The 21,214-nt window shown below is 48.6% G+C and carries 25 protein-coding genes and 2 pseudogenes; 8 read left to right on the top strand and 19 right to left on the bottom strand.

What is annotated here, in order from left to right; translation table 11 throughout:
• Positions 1–980: 980 nt before the first annotated feature.
• The 13 genes and pseudogenes from BBW68_RS03530 to BBW68_RS03480 all read right to left on the bottom strand — a co-directional run bounded on the left by BBW68_RS03530 (position 981) and on the right by BBW68_RS03480 (position 11,991).
• Positions 981–1,286, bottom strand: coding sequence for a dpoa decarboxylase (locus BBW68_RS03530; protein ID WP_070134018.1), 306 nt, complete (start codon positions 1,284–1,286; stop codon positions 981–983).
• 33 nt (positions 1,287–1,319) lie between these two features.
• Positions 1,320–1,611 (bottom strand): annotated as a pseudogene (locus BBW68_RS03525) (conjugal transfer protein).
• A gap of 51 nt (positions 1,612–1,662) precedes the next feature.
• A complete protein-coding gene (locus BBW68_RS15620) occupies positions 1,663–2,061 on the bottom strand; it encodes a cag pathogenicity island Cag12 family protein (RefSeq protein WP_083264782.1) in 399 nt (132 codons plus the stop codon).
• Positions 2,058–3,083: a P-type DNA transfer ATPase VirB11 gene (gene virB11, locus BBW68_RS03520; protein ID WP_070134017.1), complete on the bottom strand. Its 1,026-nt coding sequence runs from the start codon at positions 3,081–3,083 to the stop codon at positions 2,058–2,060. The genes BBW68_RS15620 and virB11 overlap by 4 nt, the downstream gene beginning before the upstream one ends.
• Entirely contained in the window at positions 3,073–4,323 is a 1,251-nt protein-coding gene (gene virB10, locus BBW68_RS03515; RefSeq protein WP_070134016.1) for a VirB10/TraB/TrbI family type IV secretion system protein, read from the bottom strand. Before virB10 ends, virB11 begins: the two co-directional genes overlap by 11 nt.
• A 43-nt stretch (positions 4,324–4,366) precedes the next feature.
• Entirely contained in the window at positions 4,367–5,275 is a 909-nt protein-coding gene (gene virB9 / locus BBW68_RS03510) for a P-type conjugative transfer protein VirB9 (RefSeq protein ID WP_102135750.1), read from the bottom strand.
• Positions 5,272–5,955, bottom strand: coding sequence for a VirB8 family type IV secretion system protein (locus BBW68_RS03505; RefSeq protein WP_070134015.1), 684 nt, complete (start codon positions 5,953–5,955; stop codon positions 5,272–5,274). Before BBW68_RS03505 ends, virB9 begins: the two co-directional genes overlap by 4 nt.
• Positions 5,956–6,176: 221 nt before the next feature.
• Positions 6,177–7,250 carry a TrbL/VirB6 family protein gene (locus BBW68_RS03500; protein WP_070134014.1) on the bottom strand — a complete coding sequence of 358 codons (1,074 nt, stop codon included), beginning with the start codon at positions 7,248–7,250 and terminating at the stop codon, positions 6,177–6,179.
• Positions 7,251–7,253: 3 nt separating this feature from the next.
• A complete protein-coding gene (locus tag BBW68_RS15615) occupies positions 7,254–7,490 on the bottom strand; it encodes an EexN family lipoprotein (RefSeq protein ID WP_083264785.1) in 237 nt (78 codons plus the stop codon).
• Between the two features lie 12 nt (positions 7,491–7,502).
• Positions 7,503–8,210, bottom strand: a complete 708-nt coding sequence (locus BBW68_RS03495) for a TrbJ/VirB5 family protein (protein WP_000857358.1) — start codon at positions 8,208–8,210, stop codon at positions 7,503–7,505.
• A gap of 17 nt (positions 8,211–8,227) precedes the next feature.
• Positions 8,228–10,966 (bottom strand): annotated as a pseudogene (locus BBW68_RS03490) (VirB4 family type IV secretion/conjugal transfer ATPase).
• A 12-nt stretch (positions 10,967–10,978) separates the two neighbouring features.
• The gene (locus BBW68_RS03485) at positions 10,979–11,284 is read right to left on the bottom strand and encodes a TrbC/VirB2 family protein (RefSeq protein WP_070134013.1); all 306 of its coding nucleotides are present in this window, start codon (positions 11,282–11,284) and stop codon (positions 10,979–10,981) included.
• Entirely contained in the window at positions 11,281–11,991 is a 711-nt protein-coding gene (locus tag BBW68_RS03480; protein ID WP_070134012.1) for a lytic transglycosylase domain-containing protein, read from the bottom strand. Before BBW68_RS03480 ends, BBW68_RS03485 begins: the two co-directional genes overlap by 4 nt.
• Here BBW68_RS03480 and BBW68_RS20125 point away from each other — a divergent pair.
• Entirely contained in the window at positions 11,990–12,112 is a 123-nt protein-coding gene (locus BBW68_RS20125) for a hypothetical protein (RefSeq protein WP_255093128.1), read from the top strand. The genes BBW68_RS03480 and BBW68_RS20125 overlap by 2 nt on opposite strands.
• On the opposite strand, the gene BBW68_RS03475 is transcribed toward BBW68_RS20125, so the two are convergent.
• From BBW68_RS03475 to BBW68_RS15610, 3 genes are all read right to left on the bottom strand, one after another.
• Positions 12,109–12,327, bottom strand: a complete 219-nt coding sequence (locus tag BBW68_RS03475) for a hypothetical protein (RefSeq protein WP_011172006.1) — start codon at positions 12,325–12,327, stop codon at positions 12,109–12,111. The two genes, BBW68_RS20125 and BBW68_RS03475, sit on opposite strands and share 4 nt — an antisense overlap.
• 4 nt (positions 12,328–12,331) lie before the next feature.
• Positions 12,332–12,547 carry a hypothetical protein gene (locus BBW68_RS03470; RefSeq protein ID WP_004178170.1) on the bottom strand — a complete coding sequence of 72 codons (216 nt, stop codon included), beginning with the start codon at positions 12,545–12,547 and terminating at the stop codon, positions 12,332–12,334.
• Between the two features lie 110 nt (positions 12,548–12,657).
• On the bottom strand, positions 12,658–13,074 hold the full coding sequence (locus BBW68_RS15610; RefSeq protein ID WP_083264780.1) for a transcription termination/antitermination NusG family protein: 417 nt from the start codon (positions 13,072–13,074) through the stop codon (positions 12,658–12,660).
• Between the two features lie 250 nt (positions 13,075–13,324).
• Here BBW68_RS15610 and BBW68_RS03460 point away from each other — a divergent pair, with 250 nt between their 5' ends.
• From BBW68_RS03460 to BBW68_RS03445, 4 genes are all read left to right on the top strand, one after another.
• Entirely contained in the window at positions 13,325–13,684 is a 360-nt protein-coding gene (locus BBW68_RS03460) for a helix-turn-helix domain-containing protein (RefSeq protein WP_057517074.1), read from the top strand.
• Positions 13,685–14,144: 460 nt separating this feature from the next.
• The gene (locus BBW68_RS03455; protein WP_276325371.1) at positions 14,145–14,846 is read left to right on the top strand and encodes a RepA family replication protein; all 702 of its coding nucleotides are present in this window, start codon (positions 14,145–14,147) and stop codon (positions 14,844–14,846) included.
• 862 nt (positions 14,847–15,708) lie between these two features.
• The gene (locus BBW68_RS03450) at positions 15,709–16,038 is read left to right on the top strand and encodes a type II toxin-antitoxin system RelE/ParE family toxin (protein ID WP_070134020.1); all 330 of its coding nucleotides are present in this window, start codon (positions 15,709–15,711) and stop codon (positions 16,036–16,038) included.
• Entirely contained in the window at positions 16,019–16,300 is a 282-nt protein-coding gene (locus BBW68_RS03445) for a helix-turn-helix domain-containing protein (protein ID WP_000780222.1), read from the top strand. Before BBW68_RS03450 ends, BBW68_RS03445 begins: the two co-directional genes overlap by 20 nt.
• Before the next feature lie 179 nt (positions 16,301–16,479).
• Here the strand turns inward: BBW68_RS03445 and BBW68_RS03440 are convergent, their stop codons facing one another.
• Positions 16,480–17,832: an SIR2 family NAD-dependent protein deacylase gene (locus BBW68_RS03440; protein ID WP_070134010.1), complete on the bottom strand. Its 1,353-nt coding sequence runs from the start codon at positions 17,830–17,832 to the stop codon at positions 16,480–16,482.
• Between the two features lie 559 nt (positions 17,833–18,391).
• Between BBW68_RS03440 and BBW68_RS03435 the strand changes: the two genes are divergently transcribed.
• From BBW68_RS03435 to BBW68_RS03425, 3 genes are read left to right on the top strand one after another with little or no spacing between them, the layout of a single operon-like run.
• Positions 18,392–19,174 (top strand): SprT-like domain-containing protein, encoded by a 783-nt coding sequence (locus tag BBW68_RS03435; RefSeq protein ID WP_070134009.1) that lies wholly within the window; start codon positions 18,392–18,394, stop codon positions 19,172–19,174.
• A 53-nt stretch (positions 19,175–19,227) separates the two neighbouring features.
• Complete coding sequence (locus BBW68_RS03430; RefSeq protein WP_245675194.1) at positions 19,228–19,941, top strand: ParA family protein; 714 nt, start codon at positions 19,228–19,230, stop codon at positions 19,939–19,941.
• Between the two features lie 40 nt (positions 19,942–19,981).
• A complete protein-coding gene (locus tag BBW68_RS03425) occupies positions 19,982–20,215 on the top strand; it encodes a hypothetical protein (protein WP_004178129.1) in 234 nt (77 codons plus the stop codon).
• Between the two features lie 37 nt (positions 20,216–20,252).
• Here BBW68_RS03425 and BBW68_RS03420 read toward each other — a convergent pair whose 3' ends face one another.
• Together BBW68_RS03420 and BBW68_RS03415 are read right to left on the bottom strand one after the other, a co-directional pair.
• Positions 20,253–20,549, bottom strand: coding sequence for a hypothetical protein (locus tag BBW68_RS03420; RefSeq protein ID WP_245166505.1), 297 nt, complete (start codon positions 20,547–20,549; stop codon positions 20,253–20,255).
• 105 nt (positions 20,550–20,654) lie between these two features.
• Positions 20,655–21,128 (bottom strand): thermonuclease family protein, encoded by a 474-nt coding sequence (locus BBW68_RS03415; protein WP_070134007.1) that lies wholly within the window; start codon positions 21,126–21,128, stop codon positions 20,655–20,657.
• Between the last annotated feature and the right edge of the window lie 86 nt (positions 21,129–21,214).

Raw genomic sequence — 21,214 nt, 5'->3', positions numbered from 1 at the left:
ACACTCCAAGTGCAAAACAGAAATTAACTATTTTAAAACAGATAGTTAAAGGTAAAATTTAAACCTTATCTAGGACAGCCCCAAAGGTAATGTAAGACCTGCGAGCAGGGATAATATTACAGGGCTGTTTTGCAGCCATAAAAGGAAAAAGGAAAATGCATCGGCAAAGGCATTCAGCCTTTGCATCAGGTGGGAACCCATATCTATTTTCTCCATACGAAAACTGACGTGTTGGGCGTAAAAGATGGGAGCAGCTTATAGGAGCGTAACCACGCTCCCATGCGATGCTCCCATAATATGCTCCGATGAACAGGCAAAAGGCGCTGATCGCCAGTGGCGATCAAGCCCGTTATCCGTGCTTTCAGAGGACAGACGACCAGTGGTCGTCTGTCCTCTGAAACGCCCGAATGACGGGCAACGGCGTGTGCCATTACGTTCGGGCTGGACGCCCTCACTGCATGACACATGGGGGTAATGCCCCGGCTGGACGCCGAGCCAAAACCCCCAAGGTCAAAGGCGGCACACCGTCTTGCGCTACGCGCGACCAACCCCTTTAAGACGCTGCGTTTAGCCTATTTTTCCTCGCAAGCTCGAAAAAATCGGAACGCTGCTTTAAAGGGGTTGGTCGCGCCTAATCGGTAATATCCCCCGCTGGGGCGGGTTATATTACCTGGCTGCGACGGTGTGCGGGGCAAGCCCCCCACAAAAAACGGCACGTGGGCGTGCCTTTTTGCTCGCTGGGGCGGCAAAATTTTTGCGGCTCCCCCCGGCCTGCTCTATTCGCTGTGGGCGAATGTTCGCAGGTGGGTGCGGTTCCTGAAAATTAGCAATTTCTTCGAAATTGAATTTTCTTTCCGCGTACCACTTCATTATTTTTCGTCTTAACAATTTCTTCGAAATTGAAGCCAAAAATAATGAAGCCTTAAAATCCCGTCGCCTGTTAGTCTGTGTATTGTACAATAAACTTTTGTTTTGTGTGATTACATTTGCTCGCGGTATATTTCAGCCCTGCACTCCCTTTCAGCTTCCAGTGCTTCACTGTAGGACGCATCATCAATTTTTGTGCCTTTGCTTTCGGCATGGCGTCTTAATTTATTTGCATCAGCTTTATTAAGTTCTGAAAGATGATCGCGCAAAAGACCGATAAAACAACTTTCGTATATTTCGTAATACAGCCCACAACCTCTGTGGGCTTCTTTTGATAACGTGTCATATACCAGGGCTACAGATATTCTGTCCTGATTTTTTGAGTGTATATTCTTAATGAATAAATCTTCGTTTATCATTCCGAACCTCTCATATCAAAATGGATATGTCAGTTATCCTTTCACTCTGCCAAATTTTGAAAGGATTTTGCTTATTGATTCAGGGTCTGCGGCTTTACATTCGCCTAAAAATTCTTTTCGCATATCGAATGTTTTACCCGGATTAAAACGATGGTGTTTTTTAAATGCATTAATTTTAAAAAAATGCGCGTTCTGCTGAACTGCATTCACTCCCGCCACTATTACCCGTAGCTTTTCCGTACATGCAAAGAACAACTTCGCACGGGTCAGCGGCAAAGGAATAAATCGGTGTTCCTGCGGTCAGGCATAACACAGCCGCCGCGATAACGGTTTTTTTTCATGGTAAATCCTTATTAGATTGTATTGCTTAAATGGATTAGCGAGAGAAATAAATAGTGGTTTCTCTGCACGTCAGGAAATTAAAGATAGGCTGGTATTCAATAACACCTTTTGCGCCATTCTGGCGAAGCCAGTTTTTGGCATTAAAGAAATCAGTGCCGGATTGTGCAGTGACGACAATTCGTGTTGAATGAGCTACTGCGTAAAATACTGCTGGATTCCATATTGTATCGTAGAAACTTTGTGCGCTGATTGATGATGTCCATTTACCGTTAACTGTCGGGGAAGGGACTATAACGTTATTGTCACTCCATTGCGGTAAACTGGTATTTAATGGGGCAGCGGCTTTATCCCACTCTACAGGAACGGGAGGCGGCGGCGATGAACATCCGGTAACTATTGCTGCCAACATGATTACTTTAATTTGCTTTATCATGCTTTCATTTCCTCAAAATACTGGTTTCGATGAATTGGACGGAAATAGATGTCATTCATACGGCGAACATTTCCGTCTAAATCAATGCTCACAATCACGTCCAGGCTATCCAGAACCTTACGTAACATAAATGTATAGGGGAGCTGGGCGCACTGTGGATTTTCATAGCAACGGGTAATAAACCCATCTATAGCTTCTTTCGCTGATCCTACATGAATGGAGGTCATACTCCCTTCATGGCCGGAACCTGTTATTTTAAGGAAGTCCCAGGCTTCCGCACCGCGAACCTCTGTTAATAAAATGCGGTCAGGGTTCATACGGTAATTCCAGCGTAAAAGGCTCGCCGGGGTAACGATAGAACCTTTTTCATCTGATGATTCTGACGGATAAAAAAGATGGACGTAGTTTTTATGGATAAAGAACGTGATTTCCGGGTTGTCCTCAATGGTTGATATCAGAAGATGTACAGGAATATACCCTATCAACATTTTCATATAGGTGGTTTTCCCGGTACTTGTTTCCCCGGCGACCGCGAGAGTTTTACCGTACTCGACGCATTTCTCCATAAACAAAGGAATATTTTTTGTATTGTACAATGCAATTAATTCCTCGTTGTGCGTCTCCGTTTTTTCCTCGCCTGTTACCCGGTTATAAAATCCCGCATCGATATACGACTGATGCGGGATTTGTACCTTTGATGGCTTACGGATGGTGATAGACACCGTATCGCGCTCACAGGCCGGGGGAACAATCACCTGGCACCGTTCGCCAGATTCCAGCGTGGCTGACAGCCCCGGCTTAATATCTTCGATATTGTCGCCGTGGTGCTTTGCCAGGCACCGGGCAAAGTTGTAGCAATCTTCATAGGACAAAGGAACGGCGTGCTGTTCCCATACGCCGTTGATTTTGGTATACAGCTCACCTGGACGGTTGACGGCGATCTCCGTCAGGCCGGGAAGCTCCAGAAAGTCGCCAAAGAAACGCTGTTTATAGCGGTCGAGGGAAATATTCTTAGCGGTCATTTTTCAACCTCAGTGTATAGATGTTGGAAAAATCAATATCCTCGCCTGTGATCAGGTTGATGATCTCGCCCTGATTCTTATAGAGCGTTGGGGGAATATTGATGCTGTTCTCCAGCGTAGTACGCGCAATATCAGCCATAGCCTGGCGGCTGTTTTCCGTATAGTCCGTATTGCGGTCTTTTTTACCCGCACTGTTGGATGCCCATGCGCCAATATCGGGGATCATGCCGACCATTAACGCGCCGCCGAACCGTTCCCAGAAGTGCGAATCTATCCAGCCATCAACGCCAGCCTCGCCCAGCTCGCCAGCCGCGCTGGTATCAACCAGCGGGATATCGAGATAAGGCGGCTGGCGGGTGCGTAGCTTCGTCGCAATGATGAATGCCCGCCATTGCCCGTGCTTCATACCTTCTTCCGCTATGGCGCGGTAAAGTAATGATGCCGTGGTGCCTTTCTCTATCAGCTTCGTGTTGCCGCTGGCGCTCCAGATGTCAGTAGTGACCGTGCAGCGAAGTTTTCCCGCCCGGTCAGATACAAAGCGGCGATCCAGTGAGCAGGGGATCGAGGTATTTTCCGGGATGTACAGGTCAGGGTTATAGGGTATGCGGCGCACTGGTGCGGGGCTTTGTCCCGGCGACGGTGCGGCGGTATTTGTGGCCGCGCTGCTGTCCTGTTGTCCGGTGGTCGTTGCCGATGTCAGCGTCATTTCCTGCTGCCGGGTTTTTACCTGGTTCTGTGTGGTGGCTGAACCATCACGGCGAATAAGGAAGCTGGCTTTGTTGAGTTCTGGCGGGGCGGCCGGAGCCGCCTGCCCTGTTCCCCTCGTGCTGCTCTGGCCGTTATCCTGTTGCTCTGGCTCTTCTTCGGCTGTATCGGTGGACATACCGAGATCGTTACGCTGCCGGTAATCGGTTTTGTTCGTCTGCGGGGCTGTGTCCTGTTTCTTTTCTTCCGTGGGTTGCCACAGGATATTGCGATAAACCCAGTTACCCCCCCATGCCAGGAAGATAAGCGCGACCGCGACAATGGCAAGAAAGGCGGTTGCTTTGCCCCGTTTGCGCTTTTTTAGCTTGTTAACGGCGGGTTGTACCGGGTCTTTTTCTTCGTCGTCCTGCGCATTGAGAAGCTCGGCCTCCCTTTTAGCGCGGGCTTCCCGCTCAAGCGTGGCAATATCATCCTCAGCGTGTGCCGGGGATGCCTGCGCTTCATCCGGCACAGGCACTTTGTTTTCGTCGTTCATATGCACGTTTCCTTTTTATAAAAATATAAAACTATTTTATATGTTAATTGGATTCCGGTTTTTCCACTCTTTCCACCTGCCGGGATACGGTGGAACCATCGGCGGCGTGTACCTTGCCAAATCCGCTATTTTCCAGACCCACAACGGCATTACCGGAACGCAGTACCAGGCGTGGCGTCACCTCCTGAATCACCAGTACGGTGAAGTCGCCTTTCTTCTGGATACTGCTGTTAACCACATGCTCTTTGCCGTTCAGCTCTTTGGTGACGGAAGGAATAGACTTAGACGGGGAGAAGCCCACGAACGTAAAGCGGCCATCGTCGTAAGCAAAATCGGGAACAATGTTGAAGCTGCCTTTGCCCGGATATTTTGTGTAACTCCAGTTGCGGGGCGTCTGTGCCGAGTTCAGCGCTTTCTGGACGCTGGCCTGCTGCTGTTTCTGCTCCCACTCGCGTTGTCTGGCCATCGCCTCCCGGCTCGCTTTGTCCCGTTCTTCGCCCGGATAGCGATAGCTCACCTGGAAAGCGGGTTGCTGTGCCGATTTATCATCGATGACGTTCAGCTCGACGTTGTACAGGCGCTTACTGGTGACAACCAGCATGTTGGTATGCCAGTCCCGGCTGTTCGGGGGGATCACGACCTGCGTTGTGTTGCCATCTTCTCCGGGCGCTCCCTGCGTGAGCGCGACCGGGCGAACGTTGACCCGGTTTGCATCCGGCGTGGCTTCCCACGCCTCATCAAAGCCAGGTTTGGCGCTTATGACCGCCTCATCGTTATCAAAGACCAGCGTTGTCATAAAGCCGGGTTTGGTGTTAACGACGGTTACGTTCTGCGGGTTATAGATAACCTGCTGAACACGGGAGTCATAGCGGCTTGCCTTTGGTATGGCCGCACCCCATGCCGCGCCGCACATCATCAGTGCCAGTGCGGTAAATGTTAACTTTTTCATCATTCACCTCCCCTGATTTCGCGGTCGGTCTGCCAACTGGTGACGGTAAAGCCGAAGTAGTTGATCTCGCGTTCCGCATCGCTCATTTCCTTGTCAGGGTTAGAATGGAACGTGAACCGGGCATCCCAATATTCGTTGCGGGTGCTGTTATCAGCCAGACGGCGGATAATCTTCTTGTAGCGGATGGTGGCGACCCTATCAGGGGCTGTCGCATCGGTGATCTGGTTGGACAAGATCTCCACTTTCACGGTGTGCGCCCCGTTCTTATAAACCTTGTCCGGGGCGTTTTTTCCGGCGTAAAGCGCCAGGTAGTCATCGTTTACCTGGGGGGCGTTGTAAACCTGTACCGTCTCGTAGTCGTCCTGCAAAGAGGGATAGACATACCTCTCACGCACTTTGACGTAGTTTGCGGCCATCGCCTTTTGATAGGCTTCTGTTGCGGTCAGGCTGGTTTTCGATGTCCGGGTAACGTGTTCCACCCGTCCTGTGTGGTTATCCACGGTATACAGCTCAACATCCGTCTGTTTCAGCGGCAACATCACGACCACGGAGACGAGCGCCAGTAGCGCAATCACCAGACCTACACCACCAACGACAAAACCGGCCTTGGTGGCGCGTTTGTCCCGATCAATCATTTGCTGCTCAAAGGTGCGGGACTCAGCAATTAATTTCTGTTCACTCATGACTGTTTAACTCCGCCATAATTTGAGGGGTGTTTACGGGTTCTCCCTTACCGCTAAATGCAGAGGGAGGCGTGTTCTGGGCGCAGCCAGAAAGCGCGCACAGCAAAGCCAGCGCAATCAAGCGTTTCATCAATGATTTCCTCAACTGAATTAGGAATATGAAAATATAATTATATTTTCATAGGTTGGTGTTTCGGGGGGATGGACTGGAGACGTCTGGCCTAGCTGTTGAACTTCTTAACCGCGGATTCTCTCGGCTGTGCCAGCCTCCGCGCTTCGTTCCGGGCTATCATCTGCTCAATCGCGTACTTCCGCGCTTTAGATGCGTTATAGCCTAACTCACCTCCGGGCTTGCCGGGCTTACCTGCATTCGCATCCTTCCAGCCCTGAATGTTGTCCTGGGCGGAACGTTTGGTTTCTTTAACTGCTCCCACGGCCAGCTTCCCGGCACCAAAAGCAGCAGCACCGATACCTACAGCGGCCAGCCCCTGCATGGATACGGTAGCCCTTGCCCCGGCCAGAGCTGCGGCTACCTTAGCGGAAATATACACCAGTATTGCAGCGAAAATACCTGCAAGGCAGACTTGAGCACCAAGTTCAACAATTGTTGAACTGTCTGCTACCTTCGTCGCCTTATTAAGAACGAGATTCAAGTAATTCACTACAATTCTCAATGAGAGAGCGGCAAATAGAATTGTTAATATTCCTGCAAATATATTTTGCAACCAGTTGTTGAACATGGGGCGGAGGAAACCATACATAAGGCAGAATATGAAAATAGGTGCGGTTATTCCTAATAGTAGAATCATTACTTCGGCAACCATTGAAACAAAGCCCGCTAGAATCATAAGTGCGAATATTCCAAGCCATACACAAAATTGAGCAGTCATTCCCTCATCTTTTACATATGTAGAATTATCCATGTCATGTAGCGTTTTCCCTAACACTTTAGCCTTATTCCATAGGGTGTCTAATAACTGCCATATATTATCACTACCAGAAAAACCCTCCTTTATTCCGTTTATGGCATCAATAACGCCATCGAGGTAGCCGCCTAAATTAGCCACAAAGGACAGGATGATCGCCATCCTCATGATGTCCCACATCGTGTCTTCCATCGGCGTAGATAGCTTACCAGCCAAAGTCTGGTATCCACGCCACATGATGTAGATGGTAGCTGACGCTGCTGCCAGCCCCATCATCATAGAAGAGTACGACATCATCAATCCCTTTGTGGCGTCTGTAATTCCTCCTATCAGGTATTTCTCAACCCCAACAAAAAGACCGCCACTCATATATTACTCCTCTAAATTATTTAAGTCTGGAGTTGGTGCGTTTAGTTGCTTGATTTGATAATGGGCTTCATTTGCATTCTTGCAATTTTCAGAAGCGTCACCACTCTTTTGGCACTTTTCATAAACTAGTTTTAATTCGTCAGGGTGATCCCTATACCATTTTGTTGTTTTAGCTTCCTCTTTGCATCCAACAATAGAAAAGCACAGGGTGAGCGTCGAAATTAAAATAATTTTTTTGATAACATAAACACCTCATAAATTATTAAGGTCAGCAGTTGGCGCGTTTAACTGCTGCTGATTCCACTGCTTAACACGCTCCGCTTCAAGCGCATTTTCGCGCTTCTCTGCTGCTTTCACGCTCATTTCCCATTGGGTGGTAAGCGTGTTCAGCATGACAGATTTTAGCTGAATACTGTTTGCAAGGTCTTGAGATTCTTTCGAATCTTTGGCTAACGCTACCCTGTTGGAGAGACTGTTTATTTCCCCCAGGGTCTGGCTTACCTGGTTCTGAACCTCGTCGGTTTGCTCAAGCTGGATAGCCTTGTTGATGACCTGTTGCTTGCATACGTTGGCATAACTCCCCGATTGCGCAGTGTTGCAGGTGTCGAAAATTTTATACTTCTCGTACAACGCATCGAACTGCCCGGAGGAACCGCCGGAGAGAAGCAAGTCATTCAGTGCCTGTCCGGGCTTACGCAGTTTTTCAAGGTCAGCTTTCAGGCCTTTGGCCTGGTCAACAAAATCAGCAATATCACGAACGCCAGTGGCCGTCGCCAGTTGGTCTTTATATGCCTGTATTTGTGACTGGTAGTGTCTGGCCGTTTCCATCCAGCGTTTTAACTCCTGCGCCCACTGCACGTCCCGCATAGGGTCAGCATCAACAGCGACGGGAATACCAGCATGAGCCAGTGGGCTTGCAATTACGCAAGCCAGAATAAGAGTACGAAAGCGAGTTTTCATCGTATATATCCTTTGGGTCAGAGCGCTTTAGCCAGGTAGGTATCGAGCCATTCATGAGGCTGCATTCCTTCCCGGTAGATCGATTCGAATATTTCGAGGTTGGGGGCATCGCCGCTCATGACTTTGGTGTATCTGCCGATACCCGACAGGTCGAGCGTGACGCGAGCGGCAAAACGTTTAGTATCGCCGCGCTTGAACTGATTTTTCACCACAACATACTGGCGGGCTTGCGGGTCAAGCCCTTTCACCACGTCGAACACTTCCGGTTCAAACTTCATGCCGTCAACATAGTGTGCGCGGTCGGCGTTGGGGTTCGCCGCCAGAATCTGTGTCCCGCACTGCTCAATCACTGCCGGGGCGATATCATCTTTGATGATCTCTGCCGGGGATTGAGTACCGACAACCAGCATCCCGTTCAGCTTACGGATGGTTTTCAGCTTGTTATAAGCAAAGTCCTTAAACACCGGGTCGCGTAACCACTTCCAGAATTCATCCATGAAAATGACCAGGCGTCGCCCGTCAAGCAGGCTGGTAATGCGGTACAGCAGATAAAACGAGATTGGCGCACATACGCTTGCGTCGTCCAGGAACTCCGTTCCGTCTATGCCGAAGTTATCGCAGTTGCTGATATCGAACGTGTCAGACTCGTTATCAAACACCCAGCCGAACTCACCGCCCTGCGCCCACTGTGACAACCGAATGCTAAGGCCGTTTTCCTGGGCTTCTTTCGTAGCCGGCTCAGGTAAATTTTCCAGCATTCGGGTAATGCCGTAGACGCGATATTGCGGCTCGTCATTCATCACAGCATTGACCGCATCACTCAGACGGCGTTCATCGCGTGGGGAGATCGTCGAGCCGTTGCGGGTACAAAGGATTTTCATCAGTTGCTTGATGAAATTGATATTGCGTTTGGTTGCTGGCAACGAGAACGGGTTCCACCCTGTAGACTCACCACTGATAACCCGATAGTAACGGCCACCCAGCGCCCGGATGTTCATCTCTGCGCCCCGGTCTTTATCGAGGTAAACGGTTGTCAGCCGTTTGGTTTTGGCATCCGGGGAGAAGCTATCCTCGCGCCCGTATTTCTGCTGCATGATCTCAAAGAACGTCATCAACATGGTTTTACCCGAACCGTTCGTGCCGAGGATGCAGGTACTGGCCGGGTTCTTCTCGTTGAATTCGTCCTTATCTGCCAGTGTGTTATGCAGGTTGATATAGTAGCCATCGCCTGACGGGGTGCGCAGTAAAGCCATCGCATCCCCCCAGGGGGCTTTATCGCGCTTGCCCGGATAGAAATTATGGAGTGCGGCCAGCTCCACAAAGTTCTGGCTACTCAGCTCCCCTTTACGTGGCCGCAGATTGTAGTTGCCTGGCAGTTGCGCCATATATGCCGCTGAAAGCGATATTTCTGCCGGAACAGGCGTTATTCCGATGTTGTTCAGCGCGTTACTGATTTCGTTAGTATCAGCAACCAGGCTTTCCAGCGACGGGGAATACACCATGATGGAAAAATGGTGCTTTCCGTAAGCGATTTTCCCCGATGTCAGCAGGTCAAGAGCCACATCCAGATCCAGCCGCTGGGAAACAGCATCGTCGTCGGCACTCATCAAAAGGCGACGGGTACGCTTAATGGCCTTTTTCGCTTCCTCGCGTGACATGCAGGTGTAAGACTGCGTGATCACGTAATCGCAGGGCGCATAAAGAAGGGAGTCCATCATTCCCGTGGCGGTTTCTTCGGAGAACTCTTTAACCTCCAGCCCCCGGAAATATTACGTACCGTTGGCGTGGTTTATCTGCCCGGATTCAGCCGAAAAGAACAACGCCGCCGCTCCCATCACGTCATAGGCCGGGGTGCGGGTGACGCGCACCTTTCGCCACTGGTGCGTTAACAGATATTCATAGAAAGCCAGTTGCGACGAAAACACCGCGCTTCCTTCGGTAAACGTACCGAGAGGCCGCGCACCATAGCGCGACAGCGCGGTATCGAGCGTGCTTTTTATTTCCAGCATTTCCAGCAAAGCACCGTCCAGCTCCTTTAGTTTCTGGCTGTCTTTCATCCGTTTGCGTTCTGCTTTTTCAAGGCTGACAAACGGGCGATAGCAGACCGTCAGGAACAGGCGGTTGCGCCGGAACAAACCGACAGAAGCGTAGTAAAGACGGCTAACTTCATCTGCATACGGGTTGCCGGAATCTTTATGAAGATTGTCGGTAAATGTATTACGGTCGTTATGGATATAGAAAGTAACGGGCATACCTTCGAATGAGCGGATTAACCCGTGTAACTGGTTCGTCCCGAACTGGAGCGATTCGTCAGACTCGCAGTCGAACGGCGTTCCCATCAATTCCCAGGTGCAGTACAGATCGCTCTTAGGGGAACGAACCACATGCTGATGAATGTGCGATGAGTATGGGATGTACTTCTTGATGGTGGCACACTGATTTAGTTTCATGGCGTCTATAAACTCCTTGATATCAACAGCCTCATGCTCAACGGGCATGAATGTTGTTGCGCCAAATAAACGATTTGCTATTGGGCTTCCCCTTACTCTCAGCCATACGGCTATCAGGTTGAACCGCATAGGTTCTTTACGAGTAAGTGATTTCATCAGAAAGAACTCTACCGGGAGCAGAGCCAGAAGAACGGGAGAAGTCCAGATAGCAACGATGATGGTTACACCCGTGACAGCCAGCAGGGGCACCATAGGCACCCCCCACAGCGCCGCCGGGCGTTTCATTGCCTTGAGCAGCTTTGCCATATATTCAGCCTCTTAGCTCATCAGCAGAGCGCCGATTTCACTGCCTCCGCCAATTAAAATACCGCCAATGATGATGTAGCCGCACTGTGACAGGCTTTCACCTTTCCACAGGGTCTTGTAACCAATCCAGATTACGGCCACGGTGATCGTGATGGCCGCCAGACCATGCAGCCCGCTGGATACCTTCTCCATGATGGTATTTGCCCGGCTAAAACCATCAGCGAAAGCCGGACTGGCAGAAAAAACGCTTATGGCCGGAGCCAGAACATAAGCAGATGCATGGCTGATTAATTCCGTTACCTTACTGAAAAGTTTCATTTTTCTTCCTCTTTCGTTGTTACATCGCGATTTCCGCGCACAACCTGCGCGGGGTAATAGACGGTGGCCGCCTTTTTCTGGCGGAGTTGAGCCGGAACGCCGCGAACGATCGCCCCCGGCCACACCACGCGCGGGCGCGGCGGCGCATCCACTGGTGTAGCTTTCAGGGTGGCCGCTGGGGTTGCGATATCATCGCGGGTGCCGGGAACGGCATAGCGGGTATCCGCCGGGGAGTAGCCAATCCGCTGCACATAGCTCGTCTTTGAAAAAGCGGGTTCCTGCTGTTGTCCGGTACTGAAATTGCCGGAGTAGTAGCAGCTCAACGCCCTTTTCAGGGTGCCGCCCCGCTGGTAGCAGTCGGTGATGATTTTTTCGTAGACGGAAAGATTGATGCAGGGATTGAAAAGGTCAGTAGCGGTGACGCCGTAACGCTTAAAATTGGTGCTGGTTATCTGCATCAGGCCAACAGAGTAGCGGCGACCTTTCGCCTCAATCTGATTAGTGATGCTGACTGCATCCTCCTTACTTTTTGGCATGTGAGTAATAAAGCCTTTATCGCCGGGTTTTCGTTCGGGCTTAGGCACGATCTCAGCGATGGCGTAGGGGTTATAACCGGACTCCACCCTTGCCACATCGAGGGACGTAGAAGGGTGAACGGTGGCGGCACACTGCATAGCCACCGCCAGAAAAGCAGTGGTGGAAAGCATGGCAACCTCAGAACAAAAAAATGGTGATCAGCCAGATGATGAACAGAACGAACAACCAGCCAGCGAACGCAAGCCAGGCATTGGGATTGTCTCGATTCATTGTGCTGTCTCCCTGTTTTAACTGACAGGAGCAGCCTGCGGCGCTGCGTCATCTTTAGGTTCGAGGAGTACCAGCTTGCCGGAAACGGAAATACCGGGCGTGATCATGATGTTCAGCCCCGACTTGCCGTTGTGTGCGAAGGCCGCACCGACTTTCGTCCAGTACGTATTTTTTTCGCCGTTCTCGTCGGGCTGGGTTTCCTGCGTGACGTACACGTTATAGGTGGGTTTTCTCATTGCATTACTCCTTTTGTTTCTCTGCGAGTAGCTGCCGGAGCAGCTCAGTACGGGCTTGCTCACCAAATTCATCCATCAGGAACTGGAGAAAGGTGCTTGGCCGGATATTTGATTCAGACAGGTAGCTGATTTCACGGGCTTGCTTTGCTAACTCCTGATAGCGCTTTTGCCCGATGTAAATAACAGCCGTGCTTGATTTGCCTGGTACGCTTTTCGGCATGAGGTAAAAACTCCTATGAAAAAAGCACCGCAGCTTATGAAGCCTGCGGTGCAAGGGAGGTCAGGTTGTGGTTAGTGCTATTGGTTCTGGAGTAGTTTTGAAAAGGCTACCTAGCGTTGGAGCGGAGACCTTATCAGGGAGAGTTCTTGAATTTTTGCCAGCAAATCCGGGGCGATATTTCGGCACTCGATAGCATCTCCATCAGGATTGAGCGCCATCAGACGGGCGCATTCAATCGCTGTTATCACTGATTTGGGGACGGTGCAGGGTGTTGAACCGAAGCTGACAAAACCATGAGCGCCCGGAATGGATGTGATTGTCGATGTATGCGTTATGTTGACGTCAAAGCAGAGGAAAAGATAATTCGGAAACAACACCTTCTCTTCCTGACGTACCGCCCGGCAATCCTTTCGTGGCGTTACTTTGATATAGCGGGGGCAAAACACCTCGACATCCAGTCCCTCGACTCTTCGGGTGATGCGTTCAACATCCTGATTATTGCAGTATAAAACGTACCATTCATACATAAGATCCTCCCTAATGGGCACAAGCCCCCATTTTCCGCCGTCCTAAGTTGGCGGAACTTAGAGCGCGTACTCATAGCTTAACTGTATAAATTTACAGCTGGTATTTTATACAGTCATTTCGGGGTGTCAACATCAAGAACTGCTAATGATAATAACATTAAATCACTCAAAATCAACCATCACTCAATATCACAACATTTGAGCGATTTGTGACTTGTAAGATGAGCCTTCCCAAAAAGGGGGGGTAAATATGGTGCCTAAGCGATTAAAAGAAGCCCGGAAAGCAGTAGGACTATCTCAAGAAAAATTATCAGAATTGATTGGAATTGAAGGGGTTAGCACACGTTCCCGTCTATCAAGTTATGAGATAGGTCGAACCGAGCCGCCTTTTAGCTTGGTGCAGAAGATTGCAGATGTTTTGGGATATCCAGAGTATTATTTTTATACAGCGAATGATGTCACTGCAAAAATATTGCTGGAAATGCACAAGAATGGAAAACAGCCAACAAACGGAAGCATTGCTGACGAGGCTCGAAAAATGGCTGAACAGCTTGATGACGCAAGAAAGCTGGTCGTTCAGCTCACTGAATGCCTGAAACATCGCCCGTAACCCTGCCGCGCTTCGCTTGTCCAACCCCTGATTTCTACACAAAAAATTTGCGTAAAAATCAGGGGTTACGTGTTTTAAATAGATAGGGTAACGATGGGAGGATGATCTATATTTATAGTCTCAATGTTATTGAGATTCATACAACTTTATGATTTTTGGTAATAAAATAGAGTGGTTTTTTGCGGAATCTTTGGCGAGATAATTGATCCTAATGTAACGTCGTGGTAATTTACCGACGTTTACAGTATTCATGCGGGTGGGACGTTCCCGGTAATAGCGTCCAGGGATGGGGGTGAAGCGAAAGCTCAACCCCTGAATGCAAAAACCCCCTGAAATCTGCTTCAACTTGGCGGGAGAGACAGAGATCAGGGGGTCCAAAAGCAGGCGCTGGCCTGTGAAGGATTATAGCAAATGCATAACCTAACACAACCCCTCAGACTCGCCATAAGTGCGGGCGGGTGTGACTGATAAGAGTCTCTCTCTCAAATCGTCCGTATCACCTACGGGCGTCGCAAAGCAAAGCCCCTGTTATAACGTTGCCTCGCGCAAGCGTCGCCGGTTCCTCAATCGGTGGATTAAGTCGCTAGCGACCGAAGCCGGGCGTATCAAAATCAAAAACGAACTTCGGCGCCGCATCCGGCACAATAAGTATTGGGTCAATGAAGCGAACAAGTTCGGGCTAGAGGCTCTTTGCGAGCTGATGTTGGCCATCCTTGACGATCTGGATTTAAGGGACTGGCAAACCATACATAACCTTGAAACGTTGGCCGAACGCGCCGGGCTGACGACGCGCAGTGATGCGGGTCACAAGTCGATTTCTCGTGCCAGCCGGGGATGTGATCGCCTCTCCTGGCTCAATGCCATCATCTCGGAAAAAGCCCCTTTCAACCCCTATGATGCCCGTTGCGCTTGCAAGCACATCGAGGTTACAGAGGATTTCTTCGCCATTCTCGGCATCCCGCTAAAACAGGTTTACCGGGAACGCGCCAGGCTGCTTAAGGCCAACCCGGAAGAAATCATATCCTCCGGGGATGTCCGGTTAATCGCTATCAAAGTTGAAAACTGGACGCGCAAGGCCGCAGCCGGATTAGCCAGGATGAAAGCGAGGCGTGACGCAGCTCGCCAGCGCAAACAGGAATACTACTCACCAACCTTTGCCTGACCTCCACAAACTACCGCCTTAGCTAGCGGGGATTCTGCACGTCTGCAATAAACCTCAGTACAAAAAACAGCCTTAACGTACAATAATTTCCGAAATCCAAACCATCCCTCCTATCGGAATGACGGATTTTTCGGCGGTTCCGGCGTAGCCCCCCACAACTGCTGTATAGCTTGTGGGTAAGTGATAATGAAGTGCAAATGATATGGCGCAATTACTCTTTTGGTTTATCTTTTAATTACTTACGTATTAAAAGATAAACCAAAAAATAAAAGACATTACTGTTATCCCCTTTAAAAAGTGGATAACCGAACAACATCGGCGCGAGCGCCTCAAAAGTAGCTCCCCACGCTAAAGCGCGGGGCATTCAGAACGGAATCGTGAGAGGGCTAACAGCTCGTCTGTTAGCCGTCGAGGGATTGGACAAATCCGGCCACGCCGGATGCGTCAGCAAATATCGCTGAACCATTTACTAACACGCTTGTAAGCGGCTCTCACGACCCGCTAACGCGGAGATACGCCCCAACTGCGGCTTCGCCTTGTTGTGACCACTCCGACCGCGCACAGAAGCCTCTGAGCCGCTTTTAGTGGAGTATGGCTTTGCAGGGTGAGGGGATGGATAGGCGATCCCTTTCGATCCCTCATTGGTATCGGCGGCTAACCCTCAGTGCTACCTGTCATTTCATCCTGCCGCCTTACATGCGCTGACGCGCATCAATCCCCGTTCCTCAGTGGAACGAAAACTCACGCTAACAGGGTAGTGACCGGGTAGCCGCGATAACTGCCAACAATATTAGCTTACAGGTTAATTTTAGCTTGCCTGAAATTAGCCTATAGGTTAATGTTAATGGAAATGGGAGGTCATATGTTTAGCGTCGTTTATCACCCTGAAGCCAGGGAAGAAGCCACAGCATTACCCGTAAAAATCAGGGTGAAGTTTGACCGTCTCATCGGCAAACTGGAGTTTGACGCCCGATTACTGCGGGAGCCGGACACTAAACCCCTGGGCGATGGACTTTTTGAGATCCGCACGATGGGGACGGACATAGCCAGGGGTATCTGGGTATACCACAAAGGCAATACCATCATCATGCTCCGGGTTTTCATCAAGAAGTCACAGAAAACGCCAGCGAAAGAAATTGATCTCGCCAAAAAGCGGTTAGCGGAGGTACTTAATGAAACTGGTAAGCCATAAAGAACTGCATAACGAGTGGATGCAGGACGATGAATATCGCGCTGCATGGCAGGAAGAAGAACGCAAGGAGAAGCTCAGAGAGCTACTTGCGGAATGGCGTAAACATGACAACCTGACAAAAGCGCAGGTTGCTGAACGCATGGGGGTTACACCTCCGGTTATTTCCCGCCTGGAAAACAACATCACCAAAGCCAGCATCGACACACTGACCCGCTACGCTCACGCCTGCGGTATCAAGAAACCTGTCATTGCACTGTACTGAATATCCAGTCCTCCGGGACTGCTCTTTTATATCCGGTCAGTCCCAAAATTTTGTCAAGTCTCATTAGAATTGTCGAATCAGTGGCTCGTTAAAAATGTTTATGTGTTGAAAAGGCCGCTGCAAAAACTTCTCCCGTAGCGGCCTATTTAGAATCACGTCACTGTACGCATCATAGTTAATTATGGATTTAACTCAAAAGTATCCCCGCTTATCAACTTCCGCAATAAATCAAGTGCCTCAGATGAATATTTACCGACACCACTCTTTCCCGATTTTATGAAAACATGATAATTGTTGTCTGATGCTTTAATATTGAAGTCGGTTAGTTTTCTTAATTTTTCAAATTCTTGATTAACATAGTGCCATGACCCCATGTCGAGAATCCTAGCCAGATCAGACATTGTATATGGGAAACTAGCATTTAGAGCCTGCCCATTATTGAGTTCAGCAATACCATACATTTTTGCTAATGCATCATCATGTTCTGCAATATCACGGAATATCTCAAAATCGTATGGAAGCTCCTGTTTTACAAGAGATTCTGATGCAAAAGTGTAAGTTCTGGCTAAGAATGCACGCACAAGCTTTGGATTAACGCTAATTTCTGGTGTATTAGATGACAACGCATCAAAAACCCAGCCAAAATTATTCACGTATATCACCTTGATTCGAATGCTTTTATTGTCACCAACACCGATTAACAATTCCTTCTGATGAGAACCAGTGGCCTCGCAATTCTTACTAAAGGACACAAGATAAATATTTGGAATCAATGCATTATTAGGCGCTATGATTTCATCTATATCAGAGAGAATCGCCTTTATATTTTCATCATTGATGCTGTACCCAAAGAAAAATAAAGGGTGTTCAGCAAAATAAGTTAGCAACTTAGCACTGATGTATTTCTTACGCTTATAAAAATCAATATAATCTTCATTTGTAATAACAATACTTTCAACTTCATGACTACTACCATGAATTTTCATAATTTCGCCATAAGACGAATAATTTACTTTAACAACGTTATGGCCTACTATTGCCTGATAGTTATCAAATATTTTTTCTATTGTGTCGTCGTAATTTGTTGTGATAATTGCATGTGGTTTTACCTTCCTTAACTTCTGAATCTCCTCTGTATATTCCATATTCGAGAAATCAACAGAGTTTGATAATTTATTCAGGAGGGATGCAATTTCATGCTTAAGATAAATATCTTTTGAAGTCGTTCCTTCAAAGTATTTTTCTGGATAGCGATTCTTGCCTTCATCCCAAGCCCACTCGGCATAATAGTCGCAAAAATCACTAGCAATCAATGGCTTGTTATCACCCTTTGTTTGGCTGTAGTAACCATAAGGGCGTTTGATCAAAGGGCAGATTTCCGCAAGTTGCTTCAGTAGACCTTCCCAGTCAGGCGCTTTTATATATCGTTGCGAAATTCCTGCACCCATGAATAAGATGGGTTGGACTTGTAAGCTTTCAAGGCAAGATTTTACATCTTCGATTATTTCTTCTTGATATTCCGTAAAGTCCACATAGTTACCTCAGGGATTGGGGATTGCTATGTGATGCTCCGTGAAGCAGTTCGGGGTTCTATGACTCCTGAACTTTACCTCGGTTTCCCGAAGCTTTTCTTTATATATAATATCATTGAAGTTATTTCTATTTCCCAGAAAATTTCTCAGGCTGTGACTGCAATGGCCGCAATACATTGCACATATCGCCGCTGTGCAGTGGGGGCTGATTTTTCTGATTTATGTCAAAATTTGGTTCGCCAAATGCCTTTTATGTTAAATCCACGATTTCTATATAACAAATAGCGATTAGGGCGGTTTTCTCGCTTCAAGGCGTCATTTGCTTATGTGATTTCCGGTCAAACTGGCCGACATTCTATAGTTAAAATTTTGTTAAAAATACGGAGAGCGTTAACAAATTTAACATCTTTCCATTTCCCCCGCATTTCCCTACGAACCGTCGATAACATCACTTTCTATTTTTCTATAATTATATAATAATATGGCTTCGGTCACGGTGTGGATTGCCGCCAAACCCTACAATTGTATTGTGCAATACAATTCATATGGAGATAGTGTTATGTCCGATATCAAACCCGCAATTAAGGCATACAGTGAGCTTCAACAGGCTTATGACTGGTTCAATCTTTCCCTCTTTGATAAGGCTCTGCCGGATCTGCTGATTACGTTACAGCGCGGTCGTAACACCTTTGGTTATTTCGCGCCTGAACGCTTCACAGGGGAATCCAGCGTATCGGAGCTGGCGATGAATCCTGATTACTTCGGTGGCCGTTCGCTGGCCGATACCCTGTCAACACTGGTACATGAAATGGTGCATGTGTGGCAGCATTACGCCCCGGTTAAAAAATGCCGGGGCGGCTATCATGATCGTGTATGGGGCGCGAAGATGGAGGAAGTCGGGCTTATGCCATCAAATACCGGCTTACCTGGCGGGAAAAAGAACGGGCAGCAGATGACGCACTACATTATCCGTGGTGGCCGCTTTCAGAAAGCCGTGTATGACCTGCTTAAAAATGGCTTCTCTATCTCCTGGTATGACCGCTGGTCTGACGGAGCAATTGTTACCTCAAAGATTAACAGCGATATCCTCGATGACTGGCTGGCCGTCACCGATGAAAACGATACTGACCTTATTAATCAGCTATCACTGACCGTCAGCAAATCCCGCCAGGAACTCATTCCAGACGATGACGATCTCAGCGTCATGATCAAACCGCCAGTAAAGGGTACTGGCACCCGCATGAAATTTACCTGCCCGGAATGTGGGCTGAACGCATGGGCGAAACCCTCCGCTGTATTGCTTTGCGGTGAGTGTCGGTGTGAGCTTATGGCGACAGAATAAAAAAAATATATAAACCTATAATTATATTGTTATAGGTTTATATTTACTCTTTTGTGTGGCTGCGCTACACTCAAACTAAATCTATATTTTTCTATAAAAATATTTTAATAGTGGGTTTTATGACCGCTGTTATTGCACTGGCTAACGGGAAAGGCGGGGTGAAAAAGTCCTCGATGTCACGGGCTATAGCTACCGAGTATACAAAGGCGGGATGGGGGGTTCTTGGGCTGGATATGGATATCAATCAGGGGTCTTTCCTGGACTGGGGGCAACGTCGGTTGCGGAATGGTTTTGAACCTCCGGTGACAATTCAGGGATGCGGGACGGTTTCACAGGCGAAGAAACAGATTGAATCCGGGCAATGGGATTTGATTGTCATCGACAGTGCGGCGTATGCCACGAAATCGTTACTCAGCCTAATTGATATTGTCGATTTGCTGGTACTGCCGACAGGGTTTAGCGTAGACGTTCTACGAACGACCGTTACGACAGTAAACGCGCTGCGTAACAAAGGACATTCGACAGATAAAATGGCGGTGGTGTTTGCGGGGGTAAGTGAAAGTGAGAGTGAATATCGTGCGGCGCTGGAATACCTGCAACCCTGCGGCGTTCCCGTCATTCCGGGCGCTATTCCTTTTCTGACATCGTTCAGCCAGGCGCAGGATAAAGGGCTTGCTCTTACGGAGTCGCCTTTCCCTGGCCCACGGCAGAAAGCTGATGATGTTGTGCAGGGTGTGATCGACCGACTGACAACGCTTACGCAGTAGTGTATAATAATATAATTATATTTATCTGTGAGGTGATATTATGGCGAACGTCCCAGCAAAACCGCGCAATACTAAAGGTGAGCCGCCAAGCCAGGCGGATACGGAACACGGCTTTAATCCTACCCGGAAAAGTGCTGATGGCCGTAAGGCACAGCTTAACTTATACATTGATATGGAGCTGAAACGTGAGTTCCGCTCCATTGCTGCGGCCAATGATATGAAACATGGGGAGCTGTTCGAGGCGTACCAGGAATTCTGGAAAAAACATCATTAAGTCACCCGGTATCCCGGCCACTGGCCGGGTGATACCGTCACTGAACGTAGCTCTGCCACTTATCCAGTATTCTTTTTTCCAGATCGACGTACAATCCGCCTCTGACCAGGAGGCCGACCAGGGCAATAGCTATCAATGCAACGATGGCTTGAGCGCATCCCTCAGTAAACGATTCCGGCAGGTTTTGGCCGTAATACTGCATCATGAGGCCGAATCCAAAATACGTGATAAAAGTGAGTACAAAACCAATCGTTCCGATTCTGGCGATCCATTCCGCCACTTTGAATGACCAGTATTTCAACGGCATTTCCCGTTTAATGTCACGAATAACCATAGTGTCTATCTTATGGGTCAGTGACTGAAATTTAGCGAATATCATAAGTCCCTCGTCCGTCTAAAAATTAACCTTACCATATCAGAATTATATAAAAATATAATCCTATTTATTCTGTTTGCGCCACTTCCACGGCTCCACTGGATCAGGTGACGACCACAGCCCGATTCTATGGCGTCTGGCTTCTTCTTCAAGGCGTAGCATTGTTTCGTCACTGGCACGGCCATGATAGCGGTAAGCCCACGCCATACCCGCTTTAACCTGCTCTGCGTTGATATTGATACCGCCAATCATCAATGTTCCCAGCCAGCGGCCATAACGATCTGTATTGTTGGCTATGACCTCCGTCTGTTTCTGGACGGCTAGCTTTAACAAGTTTTGCTTCGAGCGCTGGCCGAACGGTTGCCCCGATTCCGGGGCATCGATACCGTTAAGGCGAACTTTCATCATTTTGCCGTCGGTGAGTACCTGGACAGTATCACCATCGACGACCTGAACAACACGGCCAGAAAAGTCAGCCAGGCAAAGGGCGGGGAAAAGCAGGGGCAGAAAAACAAGCAAACGAGATCGGAATTTCATCTGTCACACCTTATAAAAATAGATTTATATAAATAATCACTGGCCGCCGCTGGCGGCTGCTTGCTCCACATACATCGCGTAGTGCC

This window comes from Candidatus Erwinia dacicola (assembly GCF_001756855.1).
Classification (GTDB): domain Bacteria; phylum Pseudomonadota; class Gammaproteobacteria; order Enterobacterales; family Enterobacteriaceae; genus Erwinia; species Erwinia dacicola.
This window is presented reverse-complemented; position numbering and strand designations above follow the sequence as displayed.

Coding starts and splice junctions, on each gene's coding strand:
- BBW68_RS03530 (WP_070134018.1), bottom strand. CDS start 1,286: ATGATAAACGAAGATTTATTCATTAAGAATATACACTCAAAAAATCAG.
- BBW68_RS15620 (WP_083264782.1), bottom strand. CDS start 2,061: ATGATAAAGCAAATTAAAGTAATCATGTTGGCAGCAATAGTTACCGGA.
- virB11 (WP_070134017.1), bottom strand. CDS start 3,083: ATGACCGCTAAGAATATTTCCCTCGACCGCTATAAACAGCGTTTCTTT.
- virB10 (WP_070134016.1), bottom strand. CDS start 4,323: ATGAACGACGAAAACAAAGTGCCTGTGCCGGATGAAGCGCAGGCATCC.
- virB9 (WP_102135750.1), bottom strand. CDS start 5,275: ATGATGAAAAAGTTAACATTTACCGCACTGGCACTGATGATGTGCGGC.
- BBW68_RS03505 (WP_070134015.1), bottom strand. CDS start 5,955: ATGAGTGAACAGAAATTAATTGCTGAGTCCCGCACCTTTGAGCAGCAA.
- BBW68_RS03500 (WP_070134014.1), bottom strand. CDS start 7,250: ATGAGTGGCGGTCTTTTTGTTGGGGTTGAGAAATACCTGATAGGAGGA.
- BBW68_RS03495 (WP_000857358.1), bottom strand. CDS start 8,210: ATGAAAACTCGCTTTCGTACTCTTATTCTGGCTTGCGTAATTGCAAGC.
- BBW68_RS03485 (WP_070134013.1), bottom strand. CDS start 11,284: ATGAAACTTTTCAGTAAGGTAACGGAATTAATCAGCCATGCATCTGCT.
- BBW68_RS20125 (WP_255093128.1), top strand. CDS start 11,990: ATGGCAACCTCAGAACAAAAAAATGGTGATCAGCCAGATGATGAACAG.
- BBW68_RS03480 (WP_070134012.1), bottom strand. CDS start 11,991: ATGCTTTCCACCACTGCTTTTCTGGCGGTGGCTATGCAGTGTGCCGCC.
- BBW68_RS03475 (WP_011172006.1), bottom strand. CDS start 12,327: ATGAGAAAACCCACCTATAACGTGTACGTCACGCAGGAAACCCAGCCC.
- BBW68_RS03470 (WP_004178170.1), bottom strand. CDS start 12,547: ATGCCGAAAAGCGTACCAGGCAAATCAAGCACGGCTGTTATTTACATC.
- BBW68_RS15610 (WP_083264780.1), bottom strand. CDS start 13,074: ATGTATGAATGGTACGTTTTATACTGCAATAATCAGGATGTTGAACGC.
- BBW68_RS03460 (WP_057517074.1), top strand. CDS start 13,325: ATGGTGCCTAAGCGATTAAAAGAAGCCCGGAAAGCAGTAGGACTATCT.
- BBW68_RS03450 (WP_070134020.1), top strand. CDS start 15,709: ATGTTTAGCGTCGTTTATCACCCTGAAGCCAGGGAAGAAGCCACAGCA.
- BBW68_RS03445 (WP_000780222.1), top strand. CDS start 16,019: ATGAAACTGGTAAGCCATAAAGAACTGCATAACGAGTGGATGCAGGAC.
- BBW68_RS03435 (WP_070134009.1), top strand. CDS start 18,392: ATGTCCGATATCAAACCCGCAATTAAGGCATACAGTGAGCTTCAACAG.
- BBW68_RS03425 (WP_004178129.1), top strand. CDS start 19,982: ATGGCGAACGTCCCAGCAAAACCGCGCAATACTAAAGGTGAGCCGCCA.
- BBW68_RS03420 (WP_245166505.1), bottom strand. CDS start 20,549: ATGGTTATTCGTGACATTAAACGGGAAATGCCGTTGAAATACTGGTCA.
- BBW68_RS03415 (WP_070134007.1), bottom strand. CDS start 21,128: ATGAAATTCCGATCTCGTTTGCTTGTTTTTCTGCCCCTGCTTTTCCCC.